The organism is Glutamicibacter sp. (genome assembly GCF_032154645.1).
Classification (GTDB): Bacteria; Actinomycetota; Actinomycetes; order Actinomycetales; family Micrococcaceae; genus Glutamicibacter.
Genome location: NZ_JALDXV010000007.1, coordinates 147,259 through 163,073, shown reverse-complemented (window position 1 = coordinate 163,073; position 15,815 = coordinate 147,259). Strand labels below are relative to the sequence as shown.

The window sequence follows — 15,815 nt, the reverse complement described above, 5'->3', positions numbered from 1 at the left end:
CTGTTAAGCAAATTAATGCTCAAATGCAGCAACGAAACTACGAAGGGCTACTGCGATGAGTCGACTGCTAATTATTGGTCCACCAGGTGCCGGCAAGGGCACCCAGGCCGTGAAGATCTCCGAGCGTCTTGAGATTATTGCAATCTCCACCGGCGACATCTTCCGTGCCAACGTCAAGGGCGGAACCCCGCTGGGCATCGAAGCCAAGAAGTACATAGACAACGGTGACTTCGTTCCTGACTCGGTCACCAACAACATGGTTGAGGACCGCCTGAACCAGGACGATGTAGCTGCCGGCTTCCTGCTGGACGGCTACCCACGTACCAGCGCACAGGTCGACGCCTTGGACGCCATGCTGGCCGCAAAGGGCATCGCATTGGACGCAGTCCTGCAGCTGACCGCTGACGACGATGAGCTGGTCCAGCGCCTGCTCAAGCGTGCAGAGATCGAAGGCCGCGCAGACGACACCGAAGAGGTCATCCGCCATCGCCTGAGCCTGTACCACGCAGAGACCCGCATCGTAGTGGACCGCTACGAAGAGCGCGGCATCGTACGCAAGGTTGACGGCATCGGCGCCATCGACGAGGTCACCGACCGCGTACTGGAAGCACTGAACGTCAACGCCTAGTCGTTAGATGTTTTACACGCAGGGATCGTGGTGAACAGCAATGCAGCTGTTCCACGGTCCCTGCGTCTTTGATTATCAATTCCTTCGCAACATCAACTAACGGTGTCGCGGAAAGAAGAACCTTAGTAGGGGAGTACACCGTGGCGTTTGGACAGCCTCGCATTGAATACAAATCCAATTCGGAAATCCTGAAGATGCGTGAAGCAGGCCTAGTCCTCGCAGAAGCATTGGATGAAGCAGTGGCTGCAGCGAAGCCCGGTGTAACCACAGCATCGCTGAATGAAATCTTCGGCAAGGTGCTCGAACGCCACAACGCCACCAGCAACTTTCTGGGGTACCACGGCTTCCCGGCCAATATCTGCGCGTCGGTGAACCATGAAGTAGTCCACGGCTTCCCGTCGGACTATGTTCTGAAAGACGGAGATGTCCTGAAGATCGATGGCGGCGCCATTGTTGACGGGTGGCATGCAGACTCCGCACGCACGGTACTCGTGGGCGAAAATATCGACCCAGAAGACAAGCGTCTAAGCGAGATTACCGAGCAGGCTATGTGGGCAGGCATCGCTGCTGCAGCCAAGGCCCGCTTTGTCGGCCAGATCGGCGAAGCAATCGATGACTATGTCACCAGCCAGCCAGGCGATGAATTGGGCATCTTGGAAGACTACTGCGGTCACGGCATCGGTTCGGCTATGCACATGGCGCCGGATGTATTGAACTACAACGCCGGTCACCGCGGCCCCCGCATCAAGCCAGGGATGGCTCTGGCCATTGAGCCGATGCTGGTACGCGGTGATATTGAGACTTCAGTCTTGGAAGACGACTGGACAGTTGTCACCAATGATAAGTCCAATGCTTCGCAGTGGGAGCATACGGTAGCTTTCACCATGGGTGGAGTTTGGGTGCTTACAGCACATGATGGGGGAGCGGCCGGCCTTGCCCCATTCGGAGTCGAGCCTTCGCCGATACTCCCGTAGTCTCGACAAATCTGTTTAATAAGTTGGATCCAGTACCGGTGCTTTCTTGCACTAGTGCTGGATCTAACAGTTTAAGTTCGCCATCGGAATTGGCGATGTCCGGATCAATAGCGTAGAGTTATTTGTTGGTTCGCTATTTAAGTGCGCCCAAAACCTTTGGTGTTGGATGCATGGAATTCGAACTTGAACCAATTACTTGTTGAGGGTCCACCTCAACAACCAAAGTTAGCGGGGAAAATGGGCAAGAAGGAAGGTGTCATCCAGGTAGAGGGCACTGTGACCGAAGCGCTGCCGAACGCGATGTTCCGCGTAGAGCTGCCAAACGGACACGTGGTGCTCGCCACTATCTCGGGTAAGATGCGTCAGCACTACATTCGAATCCTCCCAGAGGACCGAGTGCAGGTTGAAATGAGCCCTTACGATCTCAACCGAGGTCGTATCGTTTACCGCTACAAGTAAACAGCACTGAAAAGACTTTCCTAGCGGATGTTGTGCGTTCAATCGCAAAACGTCCGCTAGAGCAATGTTCTTGGATAAGCTTTTTACTGCTCCACAAATAACTGCAACCGCAAGAGGAGTAACCCTTGAAGGTTAACCCAAGCGTGAAGCCGATCTGCGACAAGTGCAAGGTAATCCGCCGCAATGGTCGCGTCATGGTGATCTGCGAGAACCCACGCCACAAGCAGCGTCAGGGCTAATCCCGTTCTTCGGGATTCCCACGCGTAGTCGAAATAGGCAGTGCCGCGGTATGAAAATGCTGCAAACCCCCGGATTCGGAGGCCGGGGCCGCGAGGTAACTCGCGGGTGGCGCTGCTCCAGACCTCCGTTCGTTGAAAGGTAGCCAACATATGGCTCGTTTAGCAGGCGTGGATATTCCACGCGAGAAGCGCGTAATCATCGCGCTGACTTACATCTACGGCGTGGGCAAGACCCGTGCAGAAGAGACCATCGCGGCCACCGGCATCAGCCCGGACACCCGTGTGAAGGATCTCACCGACGCTGAACTGGTTCAGCTGCGTGACTTCATCGAAGGCACCTACAAGGTGGAAGGTGACCTGCGCCGCGAGGTTCAGGCAGACATCCGCCGCAAGGTTGAAATCGGATCCTACGAAGGTCTTCGTCACCGTAAGGGCCTGCCGGTCCACGGTCAGCGCACCAAGACCAACGCTCGTACCCGCAAGGGCCCGAAGCGCACCGTAGCCGGTAAGAAGAAGGCTCGCTAAATTTTAGCGGCCTAATCTATAAACCTTTTTCGTAGGAGAAGAAATGCCCCCAAAGACTCGTGGAGCGGTACGTAAGCCGCGTCGCAAGGACAAAAAGAATATTGCGCAGGGACAGGCGCATATCAAGAGCACCTTCAACAACACCATTGTTTCGATCACCGATCCAACTGGTGCTGTTATCTCGTGGGCTTCGGCCGGCGAGGTAGGCATGAAGGGTTCGCGTAAGTCGACCCCATACGCTGCCCAGATGGCTGCTGAAGCTGCTGCAAAGCGCGCTCAGGAGCACGGCATGCGCAAGGTTGACGTTTTCGTCAAGGGCCCAGGCTCGGGACGCGAAACCGCGATCCGTTCGCTGCAGGCTGCTGGTCTTGAGGTTGGATCCATCCAGGATGTTTCCCCAAGCGCACACAACGGTTGCCGCCCATCGAAGCGTCGCCGCGTCTAATTGATTCGCTAGGCTAAGCCTAAGGAAGTCACCGAAGTGTCCTGCGGACGCCTCGGTGACTGACTTGGACCCACTGCCTGCAAAAGACGAACGGCCACCCGAAGGCTACCGTCGTTTCCACCCCCGTGAGGCGTCATATAGCGGACGCTCGCTGAAAGGAAATGTAAGTGCTCATTACGCAGCGCCCAACCCTGACCGAAGAAGTAGTTGCCGAGAACCGCTCCCGTTTCGTTATCGAACCGCTGGAGCCAGGCTTTGGTTACACCCTAGGTAACTCGCTCCGCCGTACCCTGTTGTCCTCGATCCCTGGTGCATCCGTAACCAGCGTTCGAATCGACGGCGTACTGCACGAGTTCACCACCGTAGCCGGTGTCAAGGAAGACGTCACCGAACTGGTTTTGAACATCAAGAACCTGTCCGTGTCTTCCGAGCATGACGAGCCAGTCGTCGCCTACCTGCGCAAGCAGGGCCCAGGCGTCGTCACCGCAGCGGACATCACCCCGCCAGCCGGTGTGGAGTTCCACAACCCTGATCTGCACATCGCGACCCTCAACGCCAATGGCAAGTTCGATATGGAACTGACCATCGAGCGCGGCCGCGGCTACGTGTCTGCATCGCAGAACAAGAGCGCTGATGGCGAGATCGGTCGAATCCCAGTTGATTCGATCTACTCCCCAGTGCTGAAGGTGACCTTCCGCGTGGAGGCTACCCGTGTTGAGCAGCGCACCGACTTCGATCGTTTGATCGTTGACGTGGAGACCAAGGAATCGATCACCCCGCGCGATGCAGTTGCATCCGCAGGTACCACCCTTGTTGAGCTGTTCGGTTTGTTCCGCGAACTGAACACCGCAGCTGAGGGTATCGAAATCGGCCCATCGCCTACCGACGCAGCCCTGGCTGCCGACATGGCGCTGCCGATTGAGGATCTGGAACTCACCGTTCGTTCGTACAACTGCTTGAAGCGTGAGGGCATCCACTCCGTGGGTGAACTCGTAACTCGCTCCGAGGCCGACCTGATGGACATCCGCAACTTCGGTGCCAAGTCCATTGACGAAGTCAAGGCAAAGCTTGTTGAACTGGGTCTAGCACTGAAGGATTCCCCTCCAGGCTTCGATCTGGCCGCTCGTAGCGCCATCGAGGATGGCGTCGACTACGACGAAGGTCTGTAAAGACCCTCGTCTCGCGACACACTACTTCATCCGTCCGCACGGTTTGACCGTTCGGAACGGGTTATTCATCTAGGAGAACTACCATGCCTACCCCTACCAAGGGTCCGCGTCTCGGCGGCAGTGCAGCACATGAGCGACTGATTTTCGCTAACATGTCCGCACAGCTCTTCGAGAACAAGAAGATCACCACCACCCTGACCCGTGCAAAGCGTCTGCGTCCACACGCAGAGCGCCTGATCACCTTCGCAAAGCGCGGGGATTTGGCTTCGCGTCGCCGCGTCCAGTCCGTGATCGCTTCGCGTTCGCGCACCAACAAGTCGATCGTTCACGAACTGTTCGAGAACATCGCACCAGCAATGGCTGACCGCAATGGTGGCTACACCCGCATCACCAAGATCGGCAACCGTAAGGGCGACAACGCTCCTATGGCTGTTATCGAGCTCGTGATGGAGCCAGTTTCGCCAAAGCAGGCCGTCGTCAAGGAAGCCACCAAGGCTGCCGAGAAGGCTGCAGAGGCAACCGAAGAGGCCTAAACCCTCTTTAGTGCTCAGCACATAAAGAAATCCCTCCGCGATTATTCGTGGAGGGATTTCTTTATGCCCACATGCTTAGAGATGGAGCAAGGGCCGGCTCACTTCAGTGAAGAAGGAGCCGGCCCTCGCATCAAGGCAGTGAGGACTTACTTCAGGGTGTCACCGCAAACTTCGCCGACCTTGTCCATGGCTGGGCCCATGTCGGTGATGGTTTTCTGGAAATCGGTGTCGGCTGCGATCTTTGCCATGTCCAGCTGGCCGTCTTCGCCGACGAAGTCGCCGACGGCCTTGAAGCCGTTGGCAACGGTGCCAAGCTGGGTCTTGAAGTCAGATTCGGTGCGATCTGCAATGTCCTGGATCTTTGGTGCAGCTTCCTTCAGCTTTGCCAGATCCTTGGTTGGGTCGAAGTCGGCGCTCATGTTGGCACCTACCTCTTCCAGCGAGGTGCGCAGTTCCTTGCACGCGGCATCATCCGACAGCGCGGTGTTAGAGGAACCGCAGCCGGTCAGGAGGCTGATGCCAACCAGGGGAGCGGCAACGAGGGATACGAGACGCATCTTTTTCATGGGGGAGTCTCTCTTTCAAATGAGGGTGATGAGCGGAATCTAATCCGTTAGCTACACTCTTTCATATAGCCAACGAATTGACTATTCGAGATGCCGTTTATGGGGAGTGCTACCCATAATTTGACGACGTGATCTTCTGCCTTCTAGGTGAAGGGTTTGATCCCCGGACAGGTGCGCATCAGGTAAGTGACACCCTCAAATTGCTCTGTTCCCTGGAGATTATTGTGGGCACCGTGATTCGTGCTGTCGTGTGCGTCCGTTTGTCGCAAGGCGTCTTGCGCCGTGTTGGAGAGGCTTGTAAGAGCTTGATGGAGCTGTTCGTCGCCGGTTCGTGCGGCGACGTCATCGAGAATGCCGCTGAAAGTTTCGGAGATTTTTCGATGATCGCTGCGGTCTGCCAGTTGCTGCTCGAGTTCAGGTTGAGAGGCCAGCTCCTTGAGATCGTCGCAGGTCTGTTGTGTTGAGAGCAACGCACGCAGCTGGTCAGCAATGCCGCGATGCCCGCGGCCATGAGAACGGATGCTGTCGCTTTCGCGGGTTTCAATTATGGACTCCTGGGACGGATCATCGCTGATGCTCGACATTTGGTGGGTAGTCTAACCAGTTTTCCGCACATGGGGTAGAAGCCAGACCCGCGGTGATTCGGTGGGTGCACCGAAGGCATCCATAATGGATTGTATGAGTACGAATCCAGAAATCATTGATCCGCTCGGCCTAACAGCACTGGGGTCAACGTCAACACCTGCTTGGATTCGGATGCGTATGGTGCTCGGTTACGACGGTGCCGCTTATAACGGTTGGGCCCGCCAGCCAAATGTCACCGGTGTGCAGCAATTGGTGGAAGAAGCGCTCGAAACACTCATCCGACGTCGTGTACGAGTCATTGTCGCAGGCCGTACCGATGCAGGGGTCCATGCACGCCGTCAGGTAGTCCACTTCGACCTCACCCAAGAAGAATTCGATGGGCTCCCGCGCCGTGCTCCGCTGGCTCCCGGCCCCGCATTGGTACGCCGAATCAACGGTATCCTCGGGCGACAGGACGGCGCCGTCTGGGTGCACGAGGCCGACGTGGCGCCCGAAGGGTTTGACGCGCGCTTCTCGGCCCTTGCCCGTCGATACTCCTACCGCATCGCGGACGGCCTGGAGCGTTGGGATCCACTCACCCGGCATCTGACCACCTGGCACCGCTCGGCACTCGATGTCGAGGCAATGAACCGTGAAGCCCAATCAGTACTGGGCCGGCACGACTTCCTCTCGTACTGCAAACCACGCCCGGACGCGACGACAATCCGCACGCTTCAGGAATTCTCGTTCACCCGGGGTGGGGACGGGCTGATCCTTGCACACCTTAAGGCCGATGCTTTCTGCCACAACATGGTGCGTGCACTGATCGGGGCGGCCATGATGGTGGGGGATGGGCGCGAACAACCTGGTTTCCTGGCCAAGCGTTTGGAAGCGATGGTGCGCGATTCGAAGACCAAGCTTTCACACCCGAGGGCATTAGTGCTTGAAGAGGTCTATTACCCGGATGACGATCAGCTGGCGGCCCGCGCTGCACAGACCCGTGCGAAGCGCGATAACGACGACGTGCATACGCTGCCCTCGAAGCAGGAGCCAGAGGCCTAAAATCCGCGTGGATTAAGGGTGTTGTTGCTCACGAGCGCCGGGCAATTTTGCCCGGAAACACTTTAATCAGCTAAACTTTTATGAGTTGTGTATGTCCACGTTCGACACTACACACCCAAGCGTGACGGTTTAGTTGCATAGCCGCTGGTCTGCTGGGTGCGCGAACACTATATGGACGGCCGGTAATTATCAGTCCTCACCTGACGTACTGGTCCAAACACAAGAACAACACGACAGTGCTCGTAACCGGGGGATCTCACCGCCTTCGGACTTGCGACTGTTTGACCAGAAACGAAACAACGTAAGGCAATTACTGTGCGTACGTACACCCCAAAGCCGGCTGACCAGACCCGTCAGTGGTTCGTCATCGACGCTACCGACGTAGTCCTCGGCCGCCTCGCAGTTCAGGCCGCAACCCTGCTGCGCGGCAAGCATAAGCCAACCTATGCTCCACACATGGACATGGGCGACCACGTCATCATCATCAACGCCGAAAAGGTTGCTCTGACCGGTAAGAAGCTTGAGAACAAGCGCGCTTACCGCCACTCGGGCTTCCCAGGTGGTCTGAAGAGCGTTAACTACGCTGACCTGCTGGAGAAGAACCCAGTTCTCGCAGTCGAGAAGGCCATCAAGGGCATGATTCCAAAGAACAAGCTTGCAGCTACCCAGCTGTCCAAGCTGAAGGTCTACCGTGGCTCCGAGCACCCACACGCTGCTCAGGCCCCGAAGGCACTGGAAATCACCCAGGTCGCTCAGTAGTCCTGGCCCCGAGAAGAAATACTTAATAGGAGATTATCGTGGCTCAGAACGCTGAAGAGATCACTGAATTCGAAGGCGAAGCTCCTTCGACTTACACCACCGAGACCACTGCCTCGACCGCTGCTGTCGAGACCGAGCGTGCTCCGCTGACCGTTCCAGGTGCAGCTGTTGGCCGCCGCAAGCAGGCTATTGCTCGTGTTCGCCTGATCCCAGGTACCGGCAAGTGGACCCTGAACGGTCGCGAACTTGACAACTTCTTCCCAAACAAGCTGCACCAGCAGGATGTTAACGAGCCTTTCAAGGTTCTGGGTCTGGAAGGCGCATACGACGTTATCGCTCGCATCCACGGCGGCGGCATCTCCGGTCAGGCTGGCGCACTGCGCCTGGGCATCGCCCGTGCACTGAACGAGATCGACCGCGACGCTAACCGCCCAGCACTGAAGAAGGCCGGTTACCTGACCCGCGACGCACGCGTCATCGAACGCAAGAAGGCTGGTCTGAAGAAGGCCCGCAAGGCTTCGCAGTTCTCGAAGCGCTAAACCTTTACCAAGGTTTTTCCAACGGCCTCATGCTCCCATTCGGGAGTGTGGGGCCGTTGGCCTTTTAACCGATGAGAAATATCAAGCTAATTCACCGTATAGAACAGCACACACTGCAAGGGGAACTAGTAACGCAAGGTTTATGATGGAATACGATGGCAAGGTTATTTGGGACCGATGGTGTCCGAGGAAAAGCAAATGAGTTGTTGACTCCGGAGCTGGCGATGGAACTCGCTCAAGCAGCTTCGGTAGTTTTGGGTTTGAGCCAGTCCGAAGGCGAGCGTAAACCTGTAGCGGTAGTAGCCAAGGACCCGCGCATCAGCGGCGACTTCCTTTCGGCAGCCATCGAGGCGGGTCTCGCAGCTTCCGGAGTTGACGTTCGAGACGCCGGCACACTTCCCACTCCCGCCGCCGCCTACCTAGTGGGGGACCTGGATGCAGACTTCGGCGTGATGATCTCCGCCTCCCACAACGACGCGCCGGATAACGGCATCAAGTTCCTGGCGCGCGGCGGCAAGAAGCTGGACGATTCTCTGGAGGACGCCATCGAAGCCTGCCTAAAGATGCCAAAGCCCCGCCCTACCGGCGGCGAGGTGGGACGCGTAGAACGCTTTGCAGACGCGGAAGACCGCTACATTGTGCACCTGCTGCAGTCCCTGCCAAACCGCCTTGAAGGGTTGAAGGTGGTTTTGGACTGCGCGCACGGTGCAGCCTCGGGATGCTCCCCGGAGGTCTTCAAGGCCGCCGGCGCACAGATCGTAGTCATCGGTGCCGAACCGGATGGCGTGAATATCAACGACGGCTACGGTTCCACCCATCTGGAGAAGCTGCAGGCTGCGGTACTCGAACACAAGGCCGACTTGGGCATCGCTCATGACGGCGACGCTGACCGCTGTCTGGCAGTCGATCACGAAGGGAGTATCGTCGACGGCGATCAGATCATGGCCATTATGGCCATCGCCCTGAAAGAACGCGGCGAACTCAGGGACGACACCCTGGTCGCCACCGTCATGAGCAATCTGGGTCTCAAGCTTGCCATGGATGCTGCAGGTATCACCCTGAAGCAGACCGGTGTGGGAGACCGCTATGTGCTTGAAGGCATGCAGGAGGGCGACTACTCGCTGGGCGGCGAACAGTCGGGCCACGTGATCTTCAGCAAATACGCCACCACCGGCGACGGCGTACTTACCGGCTTGATGATTGCCGCTCGGGTCAAGGAGACAGGCAAGAGCCTGAAGGAACTTGCCTCGGTGCTGACGGTATTGCCTCAGGTGCTCATCAACGTGCGAGGAGTGGACAAGGCTGGGGTCGCCGACTCCGTGCCGTTGCAGCGTGATATCGCGGCCGTGGAAGCCCGTCTGGGCTCTACGGGGCGCGTGCTGCTGCGTCCATCAGGTACCGAACCTGTGGTCCGCGTGATGGTTGAGGCAGCCACCTCGGAGCATGCATTGGCAGAGGCTGAGGTGCTCGCCGCAGCGGTGTCGGCTCACCTGTCGCTGGACTAGGTTCACGGTCCAAAGAAGTTATGGCTACGCCCCACAGTTCGTCGTTGACGATGAACTGTGGGGCGTTTGCATATCTGGAACTTGGTAAGGACACCTAGCTGGCAGGGTAGTAGGTCTTGGTGCTTGGGGCCAAGTTCGGAATCAGCGGTGAAATGTGCTGAGAGAACCATCCGATCTCAAAGATCCAATCCGTTCCAGGGGAAAAATTCGCCGCCGTTTTCTCGTAGGTGTCGTAGGTGGCCCCGGGCCCATTCAGAAGTATGGTTCCGCAATTTTCGGTATGCACCGCAACTGCAGACGAACCCGAGGAGCGTCCGCCAGAAGTGGTGATGGGTTCAGCCCATTCAATCGTGCAGCGCCAGGACTGTACGTCTTTCGTTTCAAGCCAAGGGCTCATGATGACCAGGGCGATGAACAGGCTCATGACGGCGAGTATGATCAATGACATCGTTCCGACGTGCCGTTTCCAAACGCCTGACCACCATCTAAGAACCGATTTCAGAAAGGTCCACGTTGCAAGCCCGATCCGGTTGATCAGCGGCTTTCGATTCGGCGACTTTAGGTGCTGGCCTCGCGGCATTGGTTTCCTGCTTCGTACTGATTCGTGGCGGTGCAGTATTAACCATAGGCAGTGGAATGCTCAGTGTTTGGTATCTAGCAAGCGTTTGAACAAAAGAAATGCGCTGTTCGCAGTGAACAGCGCATCTCCTAAACAGCCATCATCCAAACTGCCGACTGACAAACCACTAATGACTATGAGGGCCAGGTCGTCTCGGTAGGACCGCTCAAGGCACCGGTACCTTCGTTGGGGTCAACCATGAGATCCGTGAGCACTGCTCCGTCGGGGTAGTCAGCACTGGCTGGAATGGTAGCGGTACCAGCAACCGTAATTGAGTTATCCTCTGGACGGACACCGGCGGGGAGGAACCAAGCGAATGAACCGATTACGGGTTCTGAAGAAGACGTCTGAGTCACAGCAGTGAACGTGATGGTATTGGTTGTTACATCGATCGTTGGCCATGAAGGGTTCTGTCCCTTGTTATAGTCCACTCCGTATTGCGGGTTGGTGAAATCCATTTCCGGCATGTCGCCAGTGTAGGTGACTACGATGCTGAAGATTGTGCCAGCTGGAATTACCTTTGGATTGGCGGGATCCTCTGGCGAGATACGAACACCATTGGAGCGAATCTGACCGTTGGTGCCGATGCCGGTGACCTGGAATGCAGTAACGTAGAAGTCGCCGTCTTCTGTATCCGTACTAGCAGAAGCGAAAGGGACGGTAGTTGCTGCCGCAATAACAGGGACTGCCCATGCCGCGCCCTTGACGATATTGCGACGGGCAATTGCGGGAGATCCAGAATTCTGAGGGTTCGGTTCAGTCATACTTGAGGTCGCTACTCATCTCTTGGGGACAAATCCATAGCAAACTTTGCTGGTTGAATTTAGGTAAGTCTGCTTTCGAGCTTCAAGTTTACATTGGTTACTAGGGAGTAAACCTGAAAATTTGGGCAGTATCCCCTTGGTACGAGCTGGCATTTGTTGGACGTGGCATGGTTTTGACATCCTTCAAGCCCTAGGAGAGCAATGAATTATTGATTGCGAAATTGAAGTGACAGGTTGGGATTTCGTCGATATAGAAAATATTCCACCTTTGCAAAAACTTTCAGGAATTGCTGATTGTGACATTGAGCCAAAATTCATTAGCTAATATACCGGGACGTTGTCAGCCGCGGGTCAGGACCTTTACGGGAAAACGATAAAGGAGCATCCGGGGCATCGAAGCCTTGTTGTCACCATGATGCTGGCGTCCAAGACGCGCAAATACTCGAGAGTTCGTCTAGCTAGGTCGACCAGGTCTAGAACCCGAATTCCTTCATGACCGACGGCAGGCGGTCGATCAAACGCGACGCGCTGACGGTGCCTTCTTGAGCGGTCACACGGCCGAGGTATCCGTGGATGACTGCGGCGCAGGCGGTGAGCTCCATCATGCGGATGTTGGAGACCGTCTGCAGGCCGCTGGCCCCGGTGAGGGAGCTGTCGGAGAGCAGGTAGCCGAGGATGCCGGTGAGCACGTCACCACTGCCTGCGGTTGCCAGCTGTGCCGCGGCATGGCAAACTACCAGGCTGTTGCCGTTCGGAGCCACGATGTAACTGGTTGGCCCCTTAAGCAGTACTACCGCGTTATACGCCAGGGCCGCCCAGCGGGTCCAGCGCACCGGGTCGGTGGCAATCTCGTCGGTGGTGACACTGACGCCTGCACGGCGCAGCAGCATGCGCAGTTCCTTGGCATGCGGGGTCAATACGCGAGGTTGCTCGCTGGGGCCGGTAGGAACTAGTTCGAGGCCCGAGGCGTCGATGACTGCAGGCTGACGGCTGGTGAAGACGTCGGCGATGATGCCGGTCGGGGGAGTGCGGCTGTCAAGACCCGGGCCGATGGCCCAAGCTGAAATCTTTGCGCCGCGGCCGTGCAGGTAGCGACGGGCAGAAGAGAGCGCCTCACGGATTTGTTCGTCGTCCAGCGGCACAGTTTCCGGCGCGGCGACGGCAACCAGCGGTGCGATCTCTTCCGGCACGTGGGTCCGAAGCAGTCCAACGCCGCAGTTCACCGCCGCACGCGCGGTCAATTGGGCGGCACCTGGGTAGAGAGAGGATCCAGCGATCAGTCCCAGCACACCGCGCTGGTACTTGTGACGTCCAGCATCACGCCAGGCGCGGTGCTGATCGAGCAGGTCTCGGGCGATGCGCTCGTCGACCAGGTGGGTTTGGGCGTTCTGTGCAGAGAAATCAAAGTCGAGTGTTGCTACCGAGAGCTCCCCGGTCACCAGGGTGCCGTCGGCAATAAGCAAGCCGGTTTTCATCGCGCCGAAGGTCAGCGTACGTTCGGCCAGGATGACGTTGTCATCGGCGAGGCCGGTTGATGCATCAAGCCCGGAGGGCACGTCGCAGGCAAGCACACGGATTCCACGAGGAACCTTTGGGAGTTCGGAGCCTGGGCGGTAGCCGATGCCGTAGACGGCGTCGATGACCAAGGATGCCCGAGACAGCGCATCGTGGCCCTGAGCCAGGGGCAGAACTGTTCCGCCGGCATGGGTGTATGCGGCCAGAGCCTCAGAATTAATGGCGTCCGAGCACTGCAGGGCGAGGGTGGAACAGCCACGTTCGGCAAGTTCAGCCAGGGCATAGAGGCCGTCGCCGCCGTTGTTTCCCGGGCCGATTAATGCGACGACGAAACTCTGTGTTGTCAGTGGGTGCTCGTCGAGCATGAAAACAGCCTCGGCGGCCAAGGCCTCGGCGGCCAGTTTCATTAACGTGGCATCACCGCGGCGTGCAATCTCCTGAGATTCAACCACACGTACTTGCGCAACACTGTAGACAGGGATCATAAGTCAAACAATACTCACCCTGCGGCTTTAACAAGTGGTTTAAAGCGTTTCGTGTCGCTTGTGATCTATAACTTTTCGGCGATGACCATGGCGATGGCCATATCACCGTCGTGGGACATGGTCAGATGCCATGAGGTGATGCCGCGGCGGGTGCTTTCTGCCTGAACGGAACCGATGAGGTGGATCTGGGGATCGCCTGACTCGTCCTTGATAATGCTGCAATCCTGCCAATTCATCCCGGTCGGTGCACCCAGCGCCTTGGCAATGGCTTCCTTGGCGGCGAAGCGGGCTGCGAGGGAACGCAGCGGAAGTTCCCGCTCAACCTCAGTGAAGAGCCTGTTACGCAGTTTCGGTGTCTTTTCCAGCTGCCTGCCAAAGCGTGGCACGTCGACGATGTCTACACCTATTCCTGCAATCATGCCTTCCAGTTTATCCAGCAGTTTCGGGGCATAAAAATTGCGGGCCTCCCATCGCAGTGGATGAGGGGCCCGCAGTTGTGCTTCGAGGAGCAATTACTCCACGGTGACCGACTTGGCAAGGTTGCGCGGCTGGTCGACGTCATAGCCCTTGGCGGTAGCCAGTTCGCAGGCGAAGATCTGCAGTGGCACGGTGGCCAGCAGCGGCATCAACAGGGTAGGAGTCTCCGGAACATAGAAGACCCATTCCGAGAAGTCCTTGACCGCCTGATCACCGTCCTCGGCGATCACCAGAGTCTTGGCGCCACGGGCTCGCACCTCCTGGATATTGGAGACGACCTTGGAATGCAGCGAATCGCGGCCGCGTGGGGAGGGAACTACCACGAAGACTGGCTGGTCGTCTTCAATCAGCGCGATCGGACCGTGCTTCAGCTCGCCAGCGGCGAAACCTTCGGCGTGGATGTAGGCGATTTCCTTGAGCTTCAAGGCGCCTTCCATGGCAACCGGGTAGCCGACGTGGCGACCGAGGAACAGCACCGATTTGGACTCCGCCATGGAGCGTGCTAGGTCCTTGATCTCGCCGCTGCGGTCCAGGATGTCCTGGATCTTGGCAGGGATCTTGCCCAGGTCTGCAAGGATGTCCTTGATCTGGCCCTGGAACAAATTGCCGCGCAGCTGCGCCAGGTACAGGCCCAGCAGGTAGGTGGCGGTGATCTGTGCGAGGAATGCTTTGGTGGAGGCCACTGCGATTTCCGGTCCCGCGTGGGTGTACAGTACTGCGTCGGATTCACGAGGGATGGTGGACCCGTTGGTGTTGCAGATGGAGAGGGTCTTGGCACCCTGCTCCTTGGCATAGCGAACAGCCATCAGGGTATCCATGGTCTCTCCGGACTGGGAGATGGAAACGATCAGGGTGTTCTTGTCAACGATCGGTTCGCGGTAGCGGAACTCGTGGGAGAGCTCGACCTCCACCGGGATGCGGCACCAGGACTCGATGGCATACTTGGCAACTGAACCCGCGTAGGCGCTGGTACCGCAGGCAAGGACGACAATCTTGGTGATCTCTGTAAGTTGCTCCGGATCGATGCGCAGTTCGTCTAGGGTTAGGCGGCCCTCGGCGTCGGCGCGGCCCAGCAGGGTGTCTGCCACGGCCGCAGGCTGGTCGAAGATTTCCTTTTCCATGAAGGAAGGGAACCCGCCTTTTTCTGCGCTGGCTGCATCCCAATCGACGGTGAACTCTTTGCCCTCTGCAGGGTTGCCGTCAAAATCGGTGATCGAGTGGGAGTTGGGGGTGATGGTAACGATCTGGTCCTGACCCAGCTCTACCGCACGACGGGTGAAGTCAATGAAGCCGGAGACATCTGAGCCGAGGAAGTTCTCGCCATCGCCAAGACCCAACACCAGCGGGGAGTTGCGGCGCGCAGCCACGACGACGCCCGGGTGGTCCTGATGTACTGCCAGCAGGGTGAAAGCACCTTCGAGACGCTGCACAGCAAGCTGCATAGCATGGGTCAAATCGCCCTGTGTCTGCTCTGCGTAGACCTTGCCCAGCAGGGCTGCAGCGACTTCGGTATCCGTTTCGGAGATGAACTGGACGCCGTCGGCTACCAAGTCGGCCTTGATGCCGGCGAAGTTTTCGATGATGCCGTTGTGGATCATGGCCAGCTTGCCACCGTCTGCAAGGTGAGGGTGGGCGTTGCCGTCGCTTGGACCGCCATGGGTGGCCCAGCGGGTATGGCCGATGCCGGTCATCGACTCAGGCAATGGAGTCTCAGAGATTTCATTTTCCAGGTTGACCAGTTTGCCGGCCTTCTTCCTGGCGTGAATCGCACCGTCGGCCACAACTGCCACGCCGGCAGAGTCATAGCCGCGGTATTCCAATCGGCGCAAGCCTTCAATCAGAACGTCGAGTGCGCCGTGATTGGTCACAGCACTGGTGGTTCCTGCATATCCTACAATTCCGCACATGGAAAAAAGACTACCGGTTCTGGGGATTAGCGCGTTACTAATCGTGGTGCACCCCTCAATTTAAGTCATGGGATGGATCAC

The 15,815-nt window shown here is 57.6% G+C and carries 18 protein-coding genes and 1 pseudogene; 12 read left to right on the top strand and 7 right to left on the bottom strand.

Going from position 1 to position 15,815, the window contains the following annotated elements:
• The first annotated feature begins 55 nt into the window (after window positions 1-55).
• The 8 genes and pseudogenes from RUH64_RS08500 to rplQ form a co-directional block, all read left to right on the top strand.
• On the top strand, window positions 56-628 hold the full coding sequence (locus RUH64_RS08500) for an adenylate kinase (RefSeq protein WP_313812797.1): 573 nt from the start codon (window positions 56-58) through the stop codon (window positions 626-628).
• A gap of 140 nt (window positions 629-768) precedes the next feature.
• The gene (gene map / locus RUH64_RS08495; RefSeq protein ID WP_313812796.1) at window positions 769-1,602 is read left to right on the top strand and encodes a type I methionyl aminopeptidase; all 834 of its coding nucleotides are present in this window, start codon (window positions 769-771) and stop codon (window positions 1,600-1,602) included.
• Between the two features lie 237 nt (window positions 1,603-1,839).
• Window positions 1,840-2,061, top strand: a complete 222-nt coding sequence (gene infA / locus RUH64_RS08490) for a translation initiation factor IF-1 (protein ID WP_047119658.1) — start codon at window positions 1,840-1,842, stop codon at window positions 2,059-2,061.
• Window positions 2,062-2,186: 125 nt separating this feature from the next.
• Window positions 2,187-2,300, top strand: coding sequence for a 50S ribosomal protein L36 (rpmJ, locus tag RUH64_RS08485; protein ID WP_071894985.1), 114 nt, complete (start codon window positions 2,187-2,189; stop codon window positions 2,298-2,300).
• 150 nt (window positions 2,301-2,450) lie between these two features.
• Window positions 2,451-2,825, top strand: coding sequence for a 30S ribosomal protein S13 (gene rpsM / locus RUH64_RS08480; protein WP_141366009.1), 375 nt, complete (start codon window positions 2,451-2,453; stop codon window positions 2,823-2,825).
• A gap of 43 nt (window positions 2,826-2,868) precedes the next feature.
• Window positions 2,869-3,270 carry a 30S ribosomal protein S11 gene (gene rpsK / locus RUH64_RS08475; RefSeq protein ID WP_022874114.1) on the top strand — a complete coding sequence of 134 codons (402 nt, stop codon included), beginning with the start codon at window positions 2,869-2,871 and terminating at the stop codon, window positions 3,268-3,270.
• Between the two features lie 167 nt (window positions 3,271-3,437).
• Window positions 3,438-4,439 (top strand): DNA-directed RNA polymerase subunit alpha, encoded by a 1,002-nt coding sequence (locus tag RUH64_RS08470; RefSeq protein ID WP_313812795.1) that lies wholly within the window; start codon window positions 3,438-3,440, stop codon window positions 4,437-4,439.
• An 83-nt stretch (window positions 4,440-4,522) separates the two neighbouring features.
• Window positions 4,523-4,969 (top strand): annotated as a pseudogene (gene rplQ, locus RUH64_RS08465) (50S ribosomal protein L17); the annotation flags it as partial.
• A gap of 149 nt (window positions 4,970-5,118) precedes the next feature.
• Here the strand turns inward: rplQ and RUH64_RS08460 are convergent.
• The gene (locus tag RUH64_RS08460) at window positions 5,119-5,538 is read right to left on the bottom strand and encodes a hypothetical protein (RefSeq protein WP_313812794.1); all 420 of its coding nucleotides are present in this window, start codon (window positions 5,536-5,538) and stop codon (window positions 5,119-5,121) included.
• A 143-nt stretch (window positions 5,539-5,681) separates the two neighbouring features.
• Window positions 5,682-6,122, bottom strand: a complete 441-nt coding sequence (locus RUH64_RS08455) for a hypothetical protein (RefSeq protein ID WP_313812793.1) — start codon at window positions 6,120-6,122, stop codon at window positions 5,682-5,684.
• Between the two features lie 94 nt (window positions 6,123-6,216).
• Here RUH64_RS08455 and truA point away from each other — a divergent pair, with 94 nt between their 5' ends.
• The 4 genes from truA to glmM all read left to right on the top strand — a co-directional run bounded on the left by truA (window position 6,217) and on the right by glmM (window position 9,967).
• Window positions 6,217-7,164, top strand: coding sequence for a tRNA pseudouridine(38-40) synthase TruA (gene truA, locus RUH64_RS08450; protein WP_313812792.1), 948 nt, complete (start codon window positions 6,217-6,219; stop codon window positions 7,162-7,164).
• Between the two features lie 315 nt (window positions 7,165-7,479).
• Window positions 7,480-7,923 carry a 50S ribosomal protein L13 gene (gene rplM, locus RUH64_RS08445; protein WP_313812791.1) on the top strand — a complete coding sequence of 148 codons (444 nt, stop codon included), beginning with the start codon at window positions 7,480-7,482 and terminating at the stop codon, window positions 7,921-7,923.
• 38 nt (window positions 7,924-7,961) lie between these two features.
• On the top strand, window positions 7,962-8,462 hold the full coding sequence (gene rpsI, locus RUH64_RS08440) for a 30S ribosomal protein S9 (protein ID WP_313812790.1): 501 nt from the start codon (window positions 7,962-7,964) through the stop codon (window positions 8,460-8,462).
• A gap of 155 nt (window positions 8,463-8,617) precedes the next feature.
• Window positions 8,618-9,967 carry a phosphoglucosamine mutase gene (glmM, locus tag RUH64_RS08435; protein ID WP_313812789.1) on the top strand — a complete coding sequence of 450 codons (1,350 nt, stop codon included), beginning with the start codon at window positions 8,618-8,620 and terminating at the stop codon, window positions 9,965-9,967.
• 94 nt (window positions 9,968-10,061) lie between these two features.
• On the opposite strand, the gene RUH64_RS08430 is transcribed toward glmM, so the two are convergent.
• The 5 genes from RUH64_RS08430 to glmS form a co-directional block, all read right to left on the bottom strand.
• Window positions 10,062-10,391, bottom strand: coding sequence for a hypothetical protein (locus RUH64_RS08430; RefSeq protein ID WP_313812788.1), 330 nt, complete (start codon window positions 10,389-10,391; stop codon window positions 10,062-10,064).
• Window positions 10,392-10,720: 329 nt separating this feature from the next.
• On the bottom strand, window positions 10,721-11,350 hold the full coding sequence (locus tag RUH64_RS08425; RefSeq protein WP_313812787.1) for a hypothetical protein: 630 nt from the start codon (window positions 11,348-11,350) through the stop codon (window positions 10,721-10,723).
• A gap of 473 nt (window positions 11,351-11,823) precedes the next feature.
• The gene (locus RUH64_RS08420) at window positions 11,824-13,350 is read right to left on the bottom strand and encodes an NAD(P)H-hydrate dehydratase (protein ID WP_313812786.1); all 1,527 of its coding nucleotides are present in this window, start codon (window positions 13,348-13,350) and stop codon (window positions 11,824-11,826) included.
• A 65-nt stretch (window positions 13,351-13,415) separates the two neighbouring features.
• Complete coding sequence (locus tag RUH64_RS08415) at window positions 13,416-13,769, bottom strand: holo-ACP synthase (RefSeq protein ID WP_313812785.1); 354 nt, start codon at window positions 13,767-13,769, stop codon at window positions 13,416-13,418.
• A 93-nt stretch (window positions 13,770-13,862) separates the two neighbouring features.
• Entirely contained in the window at window positions 13,863-15,734 is a 1,872-nt protein-coding gene (glmS, locus tag RUH64_RS08410; RefSeq protein WP_313812784.1) for a glutamine--fructose-6-phosphate transaminase (isomerizing), read from the bottom strand.
• Window positions 15,735-15,815 lie beyond the last annotated feature (81 nt).

Excerpts from the sequence above, each read along its gene's own strand:
- glmS (WP_313812784.1), bottom strand. The coding sequence starts at position 15,734 with ATGTGCGGAATTGTAGGATATGCAGGAACCACCAGTGCTGTGACCAAT.
- glmM (WP_313812789.1), top strand. The coding sequence starts at position 8,618 with ATGGCAAGGTTATTTGGGACCGATGGTGTCCGAGGAAAAGCAAATGAG.
- RUH64_RS08430 (WP_313812788.1), bottom strand. The coding sequence starts at position 10,391 with ATGAGCCTGTTCATCGCCCTGGTCATCATGAGCCCTTGGCTTGAAACG.
- RUH64_RS08455 (WP_313812793.1), bottom strand. The coding sequence starts at position 6,122 with ATGTCGAGCATCAGCGATGATCCGTCCCAGGAGTCCATAATTGAAACC.
- RUH64_RS08460 (WP_313812794.1), bottom strand. The coding sequence starts at position 5,538 with ATGAAAAAGATGCGTCTCGTATCCCTCGTTGCCGCTCCCCTGGTTGGC.
- infA (WP_047119658.1), top strand. The coding sequence starts at position 1,840 with ATGGGCAAGAAGGAAGGTGTCATCCAGGTAGAGGGCACTGTGACCGAA.
- rpsK (WP_022874114.1), top strand. The coding sequence starts at position 2,869 with ATGCCCCCAAAGACTCGTGGAGCGGTACGTAAGCCGCGTCGCAAGGAC.
- RUH64_RS08425 (WP_313812787.1), bottom strand. The coding sequence starts at position 11,350 with ATGACTGAACCGAACCCTCAGAATTCTGGATCTCCCGCAATTGCCCGT.
- truA (WP_313812792.1), top strand. The coding sequence starts at position 6,217 with ATGAGTACGAATCCAGAAATCATTGATCCGCTCGGCCTAACAGCACTG.
- rpsM (WP_141366009.1), top strand. The coding sequence starts at position 2,451 with ATGGCTCGTTTAGCAGGCGTGGATATTCCACGCGAGAAGCGCGTAATC.
- RUH64_RS08420 (WP_313812786.1), bottom strand. The coding sequence starts at position 13,350 with ATGATCCCTGTCTACAGTGTTGCGCAAGTACGTGTGGTTGAATCTCAG.
- RUH64_RS08500 (WP_313812797.1), top strand. The coding sequence starts at position 56 with ATGAGTCGACTGCTAATTATTGGTCCACCAGGTGCCGGCAAGGGCACC.
- RUH64_RS08415 (WP_313812785.1), bottom strand. The coding sequence starts at position 13,769 with ATGATTGCAGGAATAGGTGTAGACATCGTCGACGTGCCACGCTTTGGC.